We start from the raw sequence: 15,912 nt of genomic DNA on the forward strand, positions 1-15,912 counted from the left end.
GCGGGCCGCACCGCGGGGTGGCCCGATGGTCGGCCGGATTCGGCCCGGCCGGGTGCGGCAGCCGCGGGCGGGTCAGTCGGTGCTGGCGGCGTACGCGTCGAGGACCGCCGGCCAGTCCCGGGCGTACCGCTCGCGGGCCGCGTCGCCGTCCGGGCGGTTCACCCAGCCGGTGTGCCGCAGCGTCACCTCGGTGCGGTCGTCCACGCCGATGAACGTGACCTCGATCCGGGTCGCCTCCGGCTCGGGGCGGCCGGGGTGCCAGGTGAACGCCACCCGGTACGGCGGGTCCCAGACCGTGAGCGTGCCCCAGGTGACCGGCTCGGCGTCGGCGAGCTGCTCGATGATCTGCTCGCCGGCGGCGCCGCCGAAGTGCACGCCGCCGCTGCGCTCGCCGCCGACGGAGTGGGTGCGCAGCGGCCACCAGCCGCCGTACTCGGCCGTGAACAGCCGGAACGCCCGGGCCGGCGGCACCGGCAGCAGGACCGTGTGCAGCAGCGGCGCGAGCGCCGTCGGGGTGTGCCGAGGGGTCATGTCGATGTCCCTTCCCGCGCGGACGGGGTGCACCGGAAACCGTCCAGCCACGAGTGCAGCGGGCCGAGGCCGGTGGGGTCGAGGCGGTACACGTTGCGGGTCCCGGCCGGCTCGTACCGGACCAGGCCGCTGTCGCGCAGCACCCGCAGGTGCTGGGAGACCGCCGGCCGGCTGACCGGCAGCCGCCGGGCCAGCTCGCCCACCGACGCCGGCCCGGCGCGCAGCGCGGCCAGGACGTCGCGGCGGGTGGGGTCGGCGAGGGCCTCCAGCACGGTGTGGTGCGTGCCGGCGGGGGAGCGCGGGCCGACCCGGCGCGCGCCGGGTCCTCGGTAAGTGGCCACGAACCGTAAGGTACCACTTACCGCCGCGCCCGGCCGGGAATCGGGCATCCGCCCGGATCGGGGCGGACCGTCGATGTCGTACCCGTGCGTACGCTTGTCGGTATGGCGGACCCCGCGACCTACCGACCCGCGTCGGGCACCATCCCGGACGCGCCCGGGGTGTACCGGTTCCACGACGCCGCGGGCCGGGTCATCTACGTGGGCAAGGCCAAGAGCCTGCGCAGCCGCCTGAACTCGTACTTCGCCGACCTCGCCGGCCTGCACCAGCGCACCCGGCAGATGGTCACCACCGCCGTCCGGGTCGACTGGGTGACCGTGGCCAGCGAGGTCGAGGCGCTCCAGTTGGAGTACACCTGGATCAAGGAGCACGACCCGCGGTTCAACGTCCGCTACCGGGACGACAAGTCCTACCCGTACCTCGCGGTCACGCTGTTCGAGGAGTACCCGCGGCTACAGGTCATGCGGGGGGAGAAGAAGCCCGGCGTCCGCTACTTCGGGCCGTACTCGCACGCCTGGGCCATCCGCGAGACGCTGGACCTGCTGCTGCGCGTCTTCCCCGCCCGCACCTGCTCGACCGGGGTGTTCCGGCGGATGCGGCAGATCGGCCGCCCCTGCCTGCTCGGCGACATCGGCAAGTGCGCCGCGCCCTGCGTCGACCGGGTGTCCGCCGCCGAGCACCGGGGGATCGTCGAGGACTTCGTCGACTTCATGGCGGGCCGCACGCACGGCCTGGAGAAGCGGCTCGAACGCGAGATGCAGGCCGCCTCCGCCGAGCTGGAGTTCGAGCGGGCCGCCCGGCTGCGCGACGACCTCGCCGCGCTGCGCCGGGCGCTGGCCAAGCAGGCGGTCGTGCTCACCGACGGCACCGAGGCCGACGTGGTCGCGTTCGCCGAGGACGAGTTGCAGGCCGCCGTCCAGGTCTTCCACGTCCGGGACGGGCGGGTCCGCGGCCAGCGCGGCTGGGTGGTGGAGAAGACCGAGGAGCTGACCACCGGCGACCTGGTGCACCACTTTTGCTCCCAGGTGTACGGCGGGCGGTCCGGCGAGGGCGACGTACCCCGGGAGCTGCTCGTCCCGGCGCTGCCCGGCGACGCCGACGCGCTCGCCGACTGGCTGAGCGAGCACCGCGGCTCCCGGGTCGGCCTGCGGGTGCCGCAGCGCGGCGCCAAGCGGGCGCTGCTGGACACCGTCGCCCGCAACGCCGGCCAGACCCTCGCCCAGCACAAGCTGCGCCGGGTCGGCGACCTGACCGCCCGCAGCCGGGCGCTGGAGGAGCTGGCCGAGGCGCTGGGCATGGCCAGCGGGCCGCTGCGGATCGAGTGCGTGGACGTGTCCCAGCTCCACGGCACCGACGTGGTCGCCAGCCTGGTCGTGTTCGAGGACGGCGCCCCCCGCAGGAGTGACTACCGCACGTTCGCCGTCCGCGGCGACGCCGGCGTGGACGACCTCGCCGCGCTCGCCGAGGTGGTCCGGCGGCGGTTCGCCCGGGGCGACGCCGAGGAGGCCGCCGCGGCCGCCGAGCCGGCCGCCGGTGCCGCGCCGGTGGGGCGGCCGCGGCGGTTCGCGTACCCGCCGCAGCTCTTCGTCGTCGACGGCGGGCAGCCGCAGGTCAACGCCGTCGCCGCCGCGCTGGCCGAGCGGGGCGTGACCGACCTGACCGTGGTCGGGCTGGCCAAGCGGATGGAGGAGCTGTGGCTGCCGGGCGAGGCGTTCCCGGTGATCCTGCCGCGGACCTCCGGCGCGCTGTACCTGCTCCAGCACCTGCGCGACGAGGCGCACGACTTCGCGATCCGGTTCCACCGCAAGCGGCGTTCGCGCCGGATGACCGAGTCGGCGCTGGACGGCATCGCCGGGCTGGGCGACGCGCGGCGCAAGGCGCTGCTGCGGCACTTCGGCTCGCTGAAGCGGCTGGCCGCGGCCGGCGCCGAGGAGATCATGGAGGTGCCCGGCGTCGGCCGCCGCACCGCCGAGGCGATCCTCGCTGTCCTCGCCGAACCGGACCCCGCCCCGCCCGCCGGCCCGGACGGCCACGCCGGGTCCGCCCCGCCCGCCGAATCGGACATCGCGCCCACCGAGCCCGTCGCCGCCGGCCCCGGTTAGCCGGGCCCGTCACCGCCCGGCGCCCGCCGGGGCCAGCGCATAGGATCGCCAACAGTGGCCGCTCGCCGGCCGAGGGAGGAGCCAGCACGTGTCCAGTGACGTACCCCCGGCCGGGGTCCCGCCCCGGTCGGCGATGGCGCTGCTCGTGGTCACCGGGCTCTCCGGCGGCGGGCGCAGCACCGTGGCGCGGGCGCTGGAGAACGTCGGCTACTACGTCGTCGACAACCTCCCGCAGGCGCTGATGGTGGAGATGGCCGAGCTGGCGTACGCCGCCGGCGGCAACGCCCGGCACACCGCCATGGTCCTGGACGTGCGCAGCAGCGCCTTCTCCACCGACATGACCGGCGCGATCCGGCAGCTCCGGGCCCGCGGCTTCCAGCCCAAGGTCGTCTTCGTGGACGCCGCCGACGACACGCTCATCCGCCGGTTCGAGAGCGTCCGCCGGGCGCACCCGCTGCAGGGCTCCGGCCGGCTCTCCGACGGCATCGCCACCGAGCGCACGATGCTCGCCGAGGCGCGCGAGCTGGCCGACGTCCTCATCGACACCACCCACCTGAACCCCAACCAGCTCCGCGCCCGGGTGGAGGAGATGTTCGGCGCCGAGGAGGCGCGGGCGCTGCAGGTGACCGTCCTGTCGTTCGGCTTCAAGTACGGCATCCCGCAGGACGCCGACTTCGTCGTCGACGCGCGCTTCCTGCCGAACCCGTACTGGGTGCCCGAGCTGCGCGACTTCACCGGCCAGCGGGCCGAGGTGAGCCGGTACGTGCTGACCCAGCGCGGCGCCGGCTCGTTCATCGAGACGTACGCCCGGATGGTCAACGCGACCGCGCCGGGCTTCGCCCGCGAGGGCAAGCGGTACGTGACCGTCGCGGTCGGCTGCACCGGCGGCAAGCACCGCAGCGTGGCGCTGGCCGAGGAGCTGGCCACCCGGCTCCAGCAGGTCGGCCTGGTCGCCCACACCCAGCACCGGGACCTGGGGCGCGAGTGAGCGGCGCACCCTGCCGGGTGGTCGCCTTCGGCGGCGGCCGCGGCCTGTCCGCGTCGCTGCGCGCACTGCGCACCAGCGCCGCCAAGCTCGAACTCGACCTCACCGCGGTGGTCACCGTCGGCGACGACGGCGGGTCCAGCGGCCGGCTGCGCGACGAGCGCGGCGGCCTGCCCCCCGGCGACCTGCGCAAGGCGCTGGCCGCGCTGGCCGCCGACGACCCGGACAGCGCCCGCACGATCGACCTGTTCGAGTACCGGTACGGCGGCGACCCCGGCCCGCTCACCGGCCACGCCGTCGGCAACCTGGTGCTGTGCGGGCTGATGGAGATGCTCGGCGACCCGGTCGCCGCGCTGGAGCACGTCGGCGCCATGGTCGGGGCGCAGGGTCGGGTGCTGCCGATGTCCTGCGAGCCGGTCGGGATCGAGGCCGACGTGGTCGGCCGGGACCCGGCCGAGCCGGAGCGGATCGCCACCGTCCGCGGCCAGCACGCCGTCGCCGTCACCCCCGGCCGGGTGGTCGCGCTGCGGCTGGCCCCGCCCGGCCCGGCCGCCTGCCCGGAGGCGGTCGCCGCGGTCCGCGCCGCCGACGTGCTGATCTTCGGCCCCGGGAGCTGGTACACCAGCGTGCTGCCGCACCTGCTCGTGCCGGACCTGGCCGCGGCGATCGTGGCCAGCCCGGCCGCCCGGATCGTCACGCTGAACCTCGCCCCGGACCGGGAGACCGACGGCCTGTCGCTGGCCGGGCACCTGGCCGCGCTGCGCCACTACCTGCCCGCGCTGCGGGTCGACACCGTCCTCGCCGACACCCGCGCGGTCGGCGACCCCGACCCGGTGGCCCGGGCCGCGGCGTCGCTCGGCGCCCGGCTCGTGACCGCGTCCGTGGCGGTCGCCGACGGTGACCCGCGGCACGATCCCGCCGCTCTGGGGGCCGCGCTGGTTCCCCTGCTCGCTTCCGCTCGTTAAGACTGTGAACCGCATCCCCACCGGCCCCGCGAGGTGAACTACCAGATGGCGATGACCGCTGCGGTCAAGGACGAGTTGAGCAGGGTCGACGTACCCAAACCCTGCTGTCGCAAGTCCGAGATGACCGCCCTGCTGCGCTTCGCCGGCGGCCTGCACATCGTCTCCGGCCGCGTGGTCGTCGAGGCCGAGCTGGACACCGGCGCGGTCGCCCGACGGCTGCGCCGGGAGATCGCCGAGGTGTACGGCTACTCCAGCGAGATCCACGTGCTCGCCTCCGGCGGGCTGCGCAAGGGCAGCCACTACATCGTCCGGGTGGTCAAGGACGGCGAAGCGCTGGCCCGGCAGACCGGCCTGCTCGACGTCCGCGGGCGCCCCGTGCGCGGACTGCCGCCGCACGTCGTGGCCGCGAACGTGTGCTGCGCCGTCGCCGCCTGGCGCGGCGCGTTCACCGCGCACGGCTCGCTCACCGAGCCCGGCCGCTCCTGCGCGCTGGAGATCACCTGCCCCGGCCCGGAGGCGGCGCTCGCGCTCGTCGGCTCCGCCCGGCGGATCGGCATCACCGCCAAGGCCCGCGAGGTCCGCGGCGTCGACCGGGTGGTGGTCAAGGACGGCGACGCGATCAGCGCCCTGCTCACCCGCATCGGCGCCCACTCCTCGGTGCTGTCCTGGGAGGAGCGGCGGGTCCGCCGCGAGGTGCGGGCGACGGCGAACCGGCTGGCCAACTTCGACGACGCGAACCTGCGCCGGTCCGCCCGGGCCGCCGTGGCCGCCGCCGCCCGGGTCACCCGGGCGCTGGAGATCCTCGCCGACGAGGCCCCCGGCCACCTCACCACCGCGGGCGCGCTGCGGCTGGAGCACCGGCAGGCGTCGCTGGAGGAGCTGGGCGCGCTGGCCGACCCGCCGCTGACCAAGGACGCCATCGCCGGCCGGATCCGGCGGCTGCTCGCGCTCGCCGACAAGCGCGCCCGCGAGCTGGGCATCCCGGACACGGAGGCCGCCGTCACCCCGGAGATGCTCACCTGCTGAACCGGGCGGGCGCCCGCGGGTGACCGGCCGCACGCCGGTCCTCCTCCGGCGCGCTGCGGCGGGGCGGCTCCGATAGGGTCGCGGTGAGGCCGGCCACGGGCCGGGCGGACCACGAGCGAGGAGACGGATCTGTGACCATCCGGGTTGGCATCAACGGCTTCGGCCGTATCGGGCGGAACTTCTTCCGGGCCGTACTGGCGTCGGGCGCGGACATCCGGATCGTCGGGGTGAACGACCTCACCGACAACGCGACCCTCGCCCACCTGCTCAAGTACGACAGCATCCTCGGCCGGCTCGGCCAGGACGTGAAGGCCAGCGCCGACGAGATCAGCGTCGGCGGCCAGACGTTCAAGGCACTCGCGGAGCGGAACCCGGCCGCCCTGCCGTGGGGCGACCTGGGCGCCGACATCGTGATCGAGTCCACCGGCATCTTCACCGACGCGAACAAGGCCCGGGCGCACGTCGACGGCGGCGCCAAGAAGGTCATCATCTCCGCCCCGGCCAAGAACGAGGACGTCACGATCGTCCTCGGCGTCAACGACGACGCGTACGACCCGGCGCGGCACACGATCATCTCGAACGCGTCCTGCACCACCAACTGCCTCGCCCCGATGGCCAAGGCCCTGCACGACGCGATCGGCATCGAGCGCGGCCTGATGACCACGATCCACGCGTACACCCAGGACCAGAACCTGCAGGACGGCCCGCACAGCGACCTGCGCCGGGCCCGCGCCGCCGCGCTGAACATCGTCCCGACCTCGACCGGCGCCGCCAAGGCGATCGGCCTGGTCCTGCCGGAGCTGAAGGGCAAGCTGGACGGCTTCGCCCTGCGCGTGCCGATCCCGACCGGCTCCGCCACCGACCTGACGTTCACCGCGTCCCGCGAGACGTCGATCGAGGAGGTCAACGCCGCGGTCCGGGCCGCCGCCGACGGCCCGCTGCGCGGCATCCTCCAGTACAGCGAGGACCCGATCGTCTCCACCGACATCGTCACCGACCCGGCGTCCTGCATCTTCGACGCGCCGCTGACCAAGGTCATCGGCGACCAGGTCAAGGTCGTCGGCTGGTACGACAACGAGTGGGGCTACAGCAACCGCCTCGTCGACCTGGTCAAGCTGGTCGGCGCCTGATGCGCTCGGTCGACGACCTGCTCGCCGAGGGCGTGAAGGGCCAGCGCGTACTCGTGCGCGCCGACCTGAACGTCCCGCTGCGCGAGGGCGCCGACGGCAGCCGGGCCATCGCCGACGACGGCCGGATCCGCGCCGCCGTGCCGACCATCGACGCGCTGCGCGCCGCGGGCGCCGCCGTCCTCGTCTGCTCCCACCTGGGGCGGCCGAAGGGCGCGCCGGACCCGGCGTACACGCTCGCGCCGGTGGCCGCGCGGCTCGGCGAGCTGCTCGACGCCGAGGTGGCGTTCGCGGCCGACACCGTCGGCCCGGCCGCCCGGGCGGCGGCCGCCGGGCTGGCCCCCGGCGGCGTCGCGCTGCTGGAGAACCTGCGCTTCAACCCCGGCGAGACCAGCAAGGACGCCGCCGAGCGGGGCGCGTTCGCCGACGCCCTGGCCGCGCTCGCCGACCGGTACGTCGACGACGCGTTCGGCGCCGTGCACCGCGAGCACGCCAGCGTGGTGGACGTCGCCCGGCGCCGCCCGGCCGCCGCGGGCCGGCTGGTGCTGACCGAGCTGGCCGTGCTGCGCCGGCTCACCGCCGACGTGGCCCAGCCGTACGCGGTCGTGCTCGGCGGGTCGAAGGTCTCCGACAAGCTGGCCGTGATCCGGGCGCTGCTGCCCCGGGTCGACAAGCTGCTGGTCGGCGGCGGGATGTGCTTCACGTTCCTGCGCGCGCAGGGTCACGGCATCGGGAGGTCGCTGGTCGAGGACGAGATGGTGGACACCTGCCGCGAGCTGCTGGCCAGCGCCGGCGACAAGCTCGTGCTGCCCACCGACATCGTCGCCGCCACCGCGTTCGTCGCCGACGCCGCGCACGCCGTCGTACCGGCCGACGCGATCCCGGACGACCGGCTCGGCCTGGACATCGGCCCCGCCAGCGTGGCCGCCTTCGCGGCGGCGCTGGCCGGCAGCCGGACGGTGTTCTGGAACGGCCCGATGGGCGTGTTCGAGCTGGCCCCGTTCGCGGCCGGCACCCGCGGGGTGGCCGAGGCCATCGCCGGGCTGGACGCGTTCACCGTGGTCGGCGGCGGCGACTCCGCCGCCGCGGTCCGGGCGCTGGGCATCGGCGAGGACCGGTTCGGGCACATCTCCACCGGCGGCGGTGCGTCGCTGGAGTACCTGGAGGGCCGGGTACTGCCCGGCGTGGCCGTGCTCGACGAGGAGGGGCAGCGGTGACCGCGCCGACCCGCCGGCCGCTGATGGCCGGCAACTGGAAGATGAACCTCAACCACCTCGAGGCGATCGCGCTGGTGCAGAAGCTGGCCTTCAGCCTCAGCGAGAAGCAGCTCACCGACGTCGAGGTCGTGGTGCTGCCGCCGTACGTGGACCTGCGCAGCGTGCAGACCCTGGTCGACGGCGACAAGCTGCTGCTCGGCTACGGCGCGCAGGACCTGTCGGCGCACGCCGGCGGCGCGTACACCGGCGAGGTCAGCGGCGCGCTGCTGGCCAAGCTCGGCTGCGCGTACGTGGTGGTCGGGCACTCGGAGCGGCGGCAGTACCACGCCGAGGACGACGCCCTGGTCAACGCCAAGATCAAGGCGGCGCTGACGCACGAGCTGACGCCGATCGTCTGCGTCGGCGAGGGCCTGTCCGTCCGCGAGGCCGGCGAACACGTCGCGCACACGGTCGCCCAGCTCGACGGGGCGCTCGCCGGGCTGTCGGCGGCGCAGGTGGCGAAGCTGGTCGTCGCGTACGAGCCGGTCTGGGCCATCGGCACCGGCCGCACCGCCACCCCGGCGGACGCCCAGGAGGTCATCGGGGCGCTGCGCGCCCGGCTGGCCGAGGTGCACGGCGCGGACGTCGCCGGCGGGGTGCGGCTGCTGTACGGCGGCTCGGTCAAGGCCGGCAACATCGCGGCCATCATGGCCGAGCCGGACATCGACGGCGCGCTGGTCGGCGGGGCCAGCCTCGACGCCGAGGAGTTCGCCACGATCGCCCGGTTCCCGGAGCACATCACCCGCTGACCGCCGTCGGGCCGGCCCGGGCACATCGGGTCGGCCCGGCGCGGCGCCGGGCGGCGCGCCGGGGCGCCGGGGGATTCCGCCCGGATCGGTGCCCGGTGCCCGCCTCGGCGCGATCCGGGGATCATCGGCCGGTAAGGTGGCGCCCGGGCAACCGCGGCACGCCGGTGGCCGGTATTCTTGCGGTGCTTTTCGCTGAGAGGACGTCGTACGCCATGCCGATCTGGTTCGCATACATCCTGGTGGGCCTGCTGCTGCTCAGCAGCATCCTGCTCACCCTGCTGGTCCTGCTGCACCGCGGCAAGGGCGGCGGCATGTCCAGCATGTTCGGCGGCGGCGTGAGCACCAGCCTGGCCGGGTCCTCGGTGGCGGAGCGCAACCTCGACCGGTACACGATCCTCGTCGGCGTGGTCTGGTTCGCCTGCGTGGTGGGCCTGGGCTTCTGGCTGAAGCTCGCCGACATCTCCTGACCGCCGCACCCGCGCACCCGGCCCGCCGCCCGCGGCGCCGGGTGCTCGCGCGTCCGTCGCCGGCGTGAGCCAGCGCCGCGGATTCGCTGGTCGGGCCGCGGCCGCGCCGCTGGTTCGCCATCCGTACCCGCGGGAGAACCGCGGCGCGGTGGTCAGCGCAGGCTGCGCAGGCGCGGCGGCACGTCGGCCGCCGCGTGCCGGTCCAGCAGCCACAGCGTGCGGCTGAGCCCGTGCACGCCGGCCGCCGGTACCTGCACCGGCCCGGCCCCCGACAGCCCCAGCCGCACCGCCGCGGCCTTCTCCCGCCCGGCGGCGATCAGCCAGATCTCCTCGGCGGTGTTCAGCGCCGGCAGGGTCAGCGTGATCCGGTTCGGCGGCGGCTTCGGGCTGCCCCGCACCGCGCTGACCGGCCGCGTCTCGTAGGTGACCGGGTGCTCGGGGAACACCGAGGCGACGTGCGCGTCCGGGCCGATGCCGAGCAGCAGCACGTCGAAGTGGGGGAGGGTGGCGTGCCCCGGCCCGGCCGCGGCGGCCAGCTCGGCGGCGTACCGGGCGGCGGCCGCCTCGGGGTCGTTGCCGTCGGGGCCGTCGCTGGCCGGCATGGGGTGCACCCGGTCCGGGTCCAGCGGCAGGCTGTCCAGCAGCGCCGCCCGGGCCTGCGTCTCGTTGCGGTCCGGGTCGCCGGCGGGCAGGAACCGCTCGTCGCCCCACCACACGTCGACCCGGGCCCAGTCCACGGCCTCGCGGGCCGGGCTGCGGCCCAGCGCCCGGTACACCCGGTCGGCCACGCCGCCGCCGGTCAGCACCACGCAGGCGGCGCCGCGGGCGGCCTGGGCGTCGACCAGCCGGACGGCCAGCCGCGCCGCGGCCGCCTCGGCGAGCACGTCGGCGTCGGCGTGCACGACGACGGCGGCCTCGGTGCCGTTGGCGTTGATCGGGGCGACGCTCACGCCCCCACCGCCGAGGCCGACAGCGCGACCGGGTCGCGCCAGACGTGCACCCGGTGGCCGGCCCGGTCGTCCAGGCCGGTGATCCCGGACAGCGCGCCGAGCGCGTCGGCGTACACCTGGTCGGCGTCGAGCCGGCGCAGTTCCTCGGCCAGCTCCTCGCCGAGCGGGCGGCGGGTCAGCGGCAGGTGCTGGTCGGCCTGGCCGGTGCGGCTGAACACCGCCCGGTCGCCGTCCCGGGTGAGCACCAGCTCGTCGCCGTTGGCGCAGGTCAGCGCGACCGTACGCATCCGCGGCGCGTCCGCCGCCGGCTCCAGCGTCGGGGTCACGCCCAGCCGGGCGCCCAGCCAGCCGCTCATCACCGCGGCGGTCGGGTCGGCCATCGGCGCGACGATCCGGGCGCCGATCACGGTGGCCGGGCGGGCGTCCAGCGCCCCGGCGACCAGCGTGCGCCACGGGGTGATCCGGGTCCAGATCAGGTCGGTGTCGCCGGGGGCGTAGTCGGCCGCCCGCTGGCGCAGCGCCGCGGTCGGGTCGCTGGCCTGGGCAGCGTCGGTGATCCGCCGGTCGGCGACGACGCCGAGGAAGTCCGTGGCGATCTGCTCCGGCGCCTCCCGGTGCCACCAGGTGACCACCGGCACGTCCGGGACGAGCAGCGGCATCACCACCGACTCGGCGTGCAGGGCCAGCCGGCCGTACATCCGCATGACGATCGCCTCGCACGGCCCCAGCCGGCCGCCGACGACGATCTCGGCGTCCAGCCGGCTGGTCGGCCGCTCGATGTCCGAGCGCACGACCATGAGCAGCCGGCACGGGTGCGCCGCCGCCGCGATGGTCGCCGCCGCCTCGGCCTCGTGTACCTGGGCCTCGTCCACGACGACGATGAGCGACAGGGCCATGCCGCTGGCCACGCCGCCGGCGCTGCGCCGCTCGGCGGCGAGCGCCGTGACGACCCGGGCGCCGCTGGTGTCCCAGAGGGAGATCATCCGCACCTCCTGATGGTCGGCCCGGCCGGGTCGGGCCCGGCAGCGGGGTGGGGCGATTGCGGCGTACGCCACTTCACGCGCGGCGCCAGGACCGCCCGGTGCGGCGCAGCATCTCGTCGGCGGCGTGCGGGCCCCACTCGCCGGCCCGGTACGGCTCCGGCTTGGTCCCCGCCCACGCCTCCTCCAGCGGGTCGACGACCCGCCAGCTCTCCTCGACCTCGGCGGCGTCCGGGAACAGCGTCCGGTCGCCGAGCAGCACGTCCAGGACGAGCCGCTCGTACGCCTCGGGGCTGGTCTCGGTGAACGTCTCGCCGTACCCGAAGTCCATGGCGATGTCCCGCAGCTCCATCGTCGAGCCCGGCACCTTGGAGCCGAACTTGAGCACCACGCCCTCGTCGGGCTGGACCCGGATGACGAGCTGGTTGTGGCCGAGCATCTCCACGTCGGTGGGGTGGAACGGCAGGTGCGGCGCCTTTTTGAACAGGATCGCCACCTCGGTGACCCGGCGCGGCAGCCGCTTGCCGCAGCGCACGTGGAACGGCACGCCGGCCCAGCGCCGGTTCTGGATGGCGAGGTCCACGGCCACGTACGTCTCGGTGGTGGAGTCGCCGGGCACCTTGGGCTCCTCCAGGTACCCGCCGACCCGCTCGCCGGCCACCCAGCCGGCCAGGTACTGCCCGCGGACGGTCCCGGCGGTGATGTCGGCGGGCATCTTGATCGCCTTGAGTACCTTGAGCTTCTCGGCCCGGATCTCCTCGGCGTCGAACGACGTCGGCTCCTCCATCGCCACCAGCGCGAGGAGTTGCAGCAGGTGGTTCTGGAGCACGTCGCGGGCGGCGCCGGCGGCGTCGTAGAAGCCGGCCCGGCTGCCGATGCCCAGGTCCTCGGCCATGGTGATCTGCACCGAGTCGACGTACCGGGCGCTCCACACCGGCTCGAACAGCGTGTTCGCGAAGCGCAGCGCCAGGATGTTCTGGACGGTCTCCTTGCCGAGGTAGTGGTCGATCCGGAACACGCCCTCCGGCGTGAACACCGAGTCGACCAGCTCGTTCAGCGCCCGGGCCGACGGCAGGTCGTTGCCGAACGGCTTCTCCACCACGACCCGGCGCCAGCCGCCCTCCCGGGCGCCGTCGGCGAGCCCGGTGCGCTCCAACTGCTTGAGCACGACGGGGAACGCCGCCGGCGGGATGGAGAAGTAGAACGCGGCGTTGCCGCCGATGCCGCGCTCGGCGCGCAGCTTGCGCATCTCGGCGGCCAGCTCGTCGAACGCGCCGTCGTCCTCGAACGACCCGCCGACGAAGCGGAACCCGTCGGCCAGCCGCTGCCACACCTCCTCCCGCCACGCCGTCCGGGCGCCGTTGCGGGCGGCGTCGCGGGCGATCGGCAGGAACTCGCCGTCGCCCCAGTCCCGCCGGGCGAACCCGAGCAGGGCGAAGTGCGGCGGCAGCAGGCCGCGGTTGGCCAGGTCGTACACGGCCGGGATGAGTTTGCGCCGGGCCAGGTCGCCGGTCACGCCGAAGATCACCACGGCGCACGGCTCGGGAATGCGCGGCAGTCGCCGGTCCCGCGGGTCGCGCAACGGGTTGCCGGTCCGCGCGGCGCCGGTGGTGGCCGGCGCCGCGGTCGCGCTCACGGGATCGGGCATGGCCCTCCTCAGCTCGCCGGGCCCCCGGCCGCGGCCAGCAGCGCGGGTACGCCGGCGGCGCGGTCGGTGAGGTGGATGTGCACGAGCGGTCGGCCGCGGTCGGCGATGGCCTTGCGGTCGCCGGCGGCCTGGGCGGCGATGAGCTGCCCGAACGTGTAGTCCCGGCCCGGGATCGCCAGGTCGGCGGTCACGGCGCCGGTGACCTGCAGGAACGCGCCGACCTGCGGCCCGCCCTTGTGGTACTGGCCGGTCGAGTGCAGGAACCGCGGCCCCCAGCCGAACGTGACCGGCCGCCCGGAGTCGAGGGCGAGCCGGGCGCGCAGGCCGGCGACGTCGGCGTCGCCGAACCGGTCCAGGTACGCCATGACGGCCAGGTACCCGCGGTCGCCGATCCGGCCGAGCAGCCAGCGCAGCACCTCGGCGGCACTGCCGCCCGCGTCCGCCGGGGCGTACACGTCCAGCGGCCCCTCGGTGAACGCGGGCCGCTCGTCGGGCAGCCCGGCCGCGAGGATCCGGTTGGTGTTGTCCTTGGACTCGGCGACGTTGGGCTGGTCGAACGGCTCCACGCCGATGACCCGGCTGGCCACCGGGGTGGCGAACTCCCAGGCCAGGAAGTGCGCGCCGAGCGGCCCGTTGACGGCCAGGTCGACCGGCCGGCCGCCGCCGGGCACCGCGCCGGCGGTCAGCGACCCGCCGGTGCTCGCGGCGAGCACGTCGGGGCCGGTGCCGCCGGGGGCGTCCGGGCGCTCCAGCACGACCGGCAGGATGCCGGCGCCGGCCTTGCCGGTGGACTCGGCGATGAGCTGCTCGGCCCAGTCGCCCAGCCCGACCACGCCGGTGCCGTCGTCGATCAGGGCCAGCTTGTCCCGCCCGGCGGCCGCGGCGGCGCCGAGCGCGGCGCCCAGCGCGAGCGCCGGGTTGTCCTTGTCCCCGCCCAGGCTGTGCGCGAGCGCCTCGGCCTGGTCGATCAGCTCGGCGACGTCCACGCCGGCCAGCGCCGACGGCACCAGCCCGAACGCGGTCAGCGCCGAGTACCGGCCGCCCACCTCCGGGTCGGCCGGGATGACGACGATGCCGTCGGCCCGGGCGGACGCCTCCAGCGGCGAGCCGGGGTCGGTGACGACCACGAAGTGCCGGGCCGCCTCGGCGTCGGTCAGGCCGGCGCCGCGCAGCGCCGCGCCGAACGCCCGCCGGTGGCTGTCGGTCTCCACCGTCGACCCGGACTTGCTGGCCACCACCACGACCGTGCGGCGCAGCAGCGCCGTGGCCTCGGGCGAGCCCTCGGGGTGGCCGCCGTACACGGTGGCCCGGACCTGCTGCGGGTCGGTGGTGTCGAGCACCGCCAGCGGCACGCCCAGCGTCCGGCAGATGACCTCGGGCGCGAGCGACGAGCCGCCCATGCCGCACAGCACCACCCGGTCCAGGTCGGCGATCTCGCTGCGCAGCTCGGCGAGCTGGGGGAGGAGTTCGCGGCTGCGCCGGAACGTGTCCACCCAGCCCAGCCGGATCTTCGCCACGTCCTCGGCGTCCGTCCCCCACAGGGTCGGGTCCTTGGCGGCGAGCAGGCCGGCGACGTTGTCGGCGACCAGTTCGTCGCGGGCGGCGGTCGCGCCGGCGCCGTACACGGTGAGGCCGCCCGCGGCCTCGACGTCGTCCAGCAGGTCGCTCATCGGCCGACCCCCAGTTGCTCCGCGACGCCGCTGAGCAGCTCGGCGTAGCTGGCCTCGAACTTCTCGACGCCCTCCTCCTCCAGCACGCGGACGACGTCGGCGTACCCGATGCCGAGCTTGCCCAGGTCGTCGAGGACCTTCCGGGCCTCGGTGTACGTGCCGGTGATGGTGTCGCCGGGGACCTCGCCGTGGTCGGCGAACGCGTGGATGACCGGCTCCGGCATCGTGTTGACGATGCCGGGGGCGATCAGCTCCTCGACGTAGATCACGTCCCGGTAGTCGGGGTTCTTGGTCGACGTGGACGCCCACAGCGGGCGCTGCGGGAACGCGCCGGCGTCGGCGAGCCGCTGCCACCGGTCGCTGCTGAACACCTCGCCGTAGAGCTGGTACGCCAGCCGGGCGTTGGCGACCGCCGCCTTCCCGCGCAGCGCCACGGCCTCCGGCGAGCCGATCTTGTCCAGCCGGGCGTCCACCTCGGTGTCCACCCGGGAGACGAAGAACGACGCCACCGAGCCGATCTTGGTCAGGTCGTGCCCGTTCGCCCGCGCCTGCTCCAGCCCGGCCAGGAACGCCTCCATCACGGCGGCGTACCGGTCCAGCGAGAAGATCAGCGTGACGTTGACGCTGATCCCCTCGCCGAGCGTCCGGGTGATCGCCGGCAGGCCGGGCTCGGTCGCCGGGATCTTGATGTACAGGTTCGGCCGGTCCACCAGCCACCACAGCGCCTTCGCCTCGGCGACGGTCTGCTCGGTGTCGTGGGCCAGGCGGGGGTCGACCTCGATCGACACCCGCCCGTCCACGCCCTGCGACGCGTCGTACGCCGGGCGCATGACGTCACACGCCCAGCGCACGTCGTACGTCGTCAGCATCCGCGCCGCCTCGTCCACGCTGACGCCGCGGGTCGCGAGGTCGCGGACCTGCTGGTCGTAGCTCGCGGCGTCGGACAGGGCCTTGGCGAAGATCGTCGGGTTGCTGGTGACGCCGACGACGTGCTGCTCCCGGCGCAGCCGGTCGAGACCGCCCGACGTGAGGCGCTCGCGGGATAGGTCGTCGAGCCACACCGCCACTCCGGCGGACTGCAGCGCAGCGAGTCTGTCGGTCATACCGGCTCCCTAGG

The 15,912-nt window shown here is 75.3% G+C and carries 15 protein-coding genes; 8 read left to right on the top strand and 7 right to left on the bottom strand.

The genetic code is table 11. The features are described from left to right. Nucleotides 1-72 precede the first annotated feature (72 nt). Entirely contained in the window at nt 73-531 is a 459-nt protein-coding gene (locus IEY94_RS04165) for an SRPBCC domain-containing protein (RefSeq protein ID WP_189168637.1), read from the bottom strand. Then, complete coding sequence (locus IEY94_RS04170) at nt 528-872, bottom strand: ArsR/SmtB family transcription factor (RefSeq protein WP_373291191.1); 345 nt, start codon at nt 870-872, stop codon at nt 528-530. Before IEY94_RS04170 ends, IEY94_RS04165 begins: the two co-directional genes overlap by 4 nt. A 102-nt stretch (nt 873-974) precedes the next feature. On the opposite strand from IEY94_RS04170, the gene uvrC reads away from it, so the two are divergent. The 8 genes from uvrC (at nt 975) to secG (ending at nt 9,547) form a co-directional block, all read left to right on the top strand. Next, the gene (gene uvrC, locus IEY94_RS04175; protein WP_189168639.1) at nt 975-2,972 is read left to right on the top strand and encodes an excinuclease ABC subunit UvrC; all 1,998 of its coding nucleotides are present in this window, start codon (nt 975-977) and stop codon (nt 2,970-2,972) included. Between the two features lie 133 nt (nt 2,973-3,105). After that, the gene (gene rapZ, locus IEY94_RS04180; RefSeq protein ID WP_189168820.1) at nt 3,106-3,960 is read left to right on the top strand and encodes an RNase adapter RapZ; all 855 of its coding nucleotides are present in this window, start codon (nt 3,106-3,108) and stop codon (nt 3,958-3,960) included. Continuing rightward, the gene (locus IEY94_RS04185; protein ID WP_229783285.1) at nt 3,957-4,922 is read left to right on the top strand and encodes a gluconeogenesis factor YvcK family protein; all 966 of its coding nucleotides are present in this window, start codon (nt 3,957-3,959) and stop codon (nt 4,920-4,922) included. Before rapZ ends, IEY94_RS04185 begins: the two co-directional genes overlap by 4 nt. A gap of 45 nt (nt 4,923-4,967) precedes the next feature. Next, nucleotides 4,968-5,948, top strand: a complete 981-nt coding sequence (gene whiA, locus IEY94_RS04190; protein WP_189168640.1) for a DNA-binding protein WhiA — start codon at nt 4,968-4,970, stop codon at nt 5,946-5,948. A 131-nt stretch (nt 5,949-6,079) separates the two neighbouring features. After that, a complete protein-coding gene (gene gap, locus IEY94_RS04195; protein ID WP_189168641.1) occupies nt 6,080-7,078 on the top strand; it encodes a type I glyceraldehyde-3-phosphate dehydrogenase in 999 nt (332 codons plus the stop codon). Continuing rightward, nucleotides 7,078-8,292 (top strand): phosphoglycerate kinase, encoded by a 1,215-nt coding sequence (locus IEY94_RS04200; protein ID WP_189168642.1) that lies wholly within the window; start codon nt 7,078-7,080, stop codon nt 8,290-8,292. Before gap ends, IEY94_RS04200 begins: the two co-directional genes overlap by 1 nt. Continuing rightward, a complete protein-coding gene (gene tpiA / locus IEY94_RS04205) occupies nt 8,289-9,080 on the top strand; it encodes a triose-phosphate isomerase (RefSeq protein WP_189168643.1) in 792 nt (263 codons plus the stop codon). Before IEY94_RS04200 ends, tpiA begins: the two co-directional genes overlap by 4 nt. Nucleotides 9,081-9,292: 212 nt before the next feature. Beyond that, on the top strand, nt 9,293-9,547 hold the full coding sequence (gene secG, locus IEY94_RS04210; RefSeq protein ID WP_189168644.1) for a preprotein translocase subunit SecG: 255 nt from the start codon (nt 9,293-9,295) through the stop codon (nt 9,545-9,547). Between the two features lie 152 nt (nt 9,548-9,699). Here the strand turns inward: secG and pgl are convergent, their stop codons facing one another. The 5 genes from pgl to tal form a co-directional block, all read right to left on the bottom strand. Beyond that, nucleotides 9,700-10,497 carry a 6-phosphogluconolactonase gene (gene pgl / locus IEY94_RS04215; RefSeq protein WP_229783286.1) on the bottom strand — a complete coding sequence of 266 codons (798 nt, stop codon included), beginning with the start codon at nt 10,495-10,497 and terminating at the stop codon, nt 9,700-9,702. After that, entirely contained in the window at nt 10,494-11,480 is a 987-nt protein-coding gene (locus IEY94_RS04220) for a glucose-6-phosphate dehydrogenase assembly protein OpcA (protein ID WP_189168645.1), read from the bottom strand. Before IEY94_RS04220 ends, pgl begins: the two co-directional genes overlap by 4 nt. Before the next feature lie 73 nt (nt 11,481-11,553). Beyond that, nucleotides 11,554-13,125, bottom strand: coding sequence for a glucose-6-phosphate dehydrogenase (zwf, locus tag IEY94_RS04225; protein WP_189168646.1), 1,572 nt, complete (start codon nt 13,123-13,125; stop codon nt 11,554-11,556). A gap of 8 nt (nt 13,126-13,133) precedes the next feature. Next, the gene (locus IEY94_RS04230) at nt 13,134-14,795 is read right to left on the bottom strand and encodes a phosphoglucose isomerase-related protein (protein WP_189168647.1); all 1,662 of its coding nucleotides are present in this window, start codon (nt 14,793-14,795) and stop codon (nt 13,134-13,136) included. Continuing rightward, nucleotides 14,792-15,898 carry a transaldolase gene (gene tal / locus IEY94_RS04235; RefSeq protein ID WP_189168648.1) on the bottom strand — a complete coding sequence of 369 codons (1,107 nt, stop codon included), beginning with the start codon at nt 15,896-15,898 and terminating at the stop codon, nt 14,792-14,794. The genes IEY94_RS04230 and tal overlap by 4 nt, the downstream gene beginning before the upstream one ends. Nucleotides 15,899-15,912 lie beyond the last annotated feature (14 nt).

It is taken from the genome of Pilimelia anulata, from assembly GCF_014647895.1.
Taxonomy (GTDB): domain Bacteria; phylum Actinomycetota; class Actinomycetes; order Mycobacteriales; family Micromonosporaceae; genus Pilimelia; species Pilimelia anulata.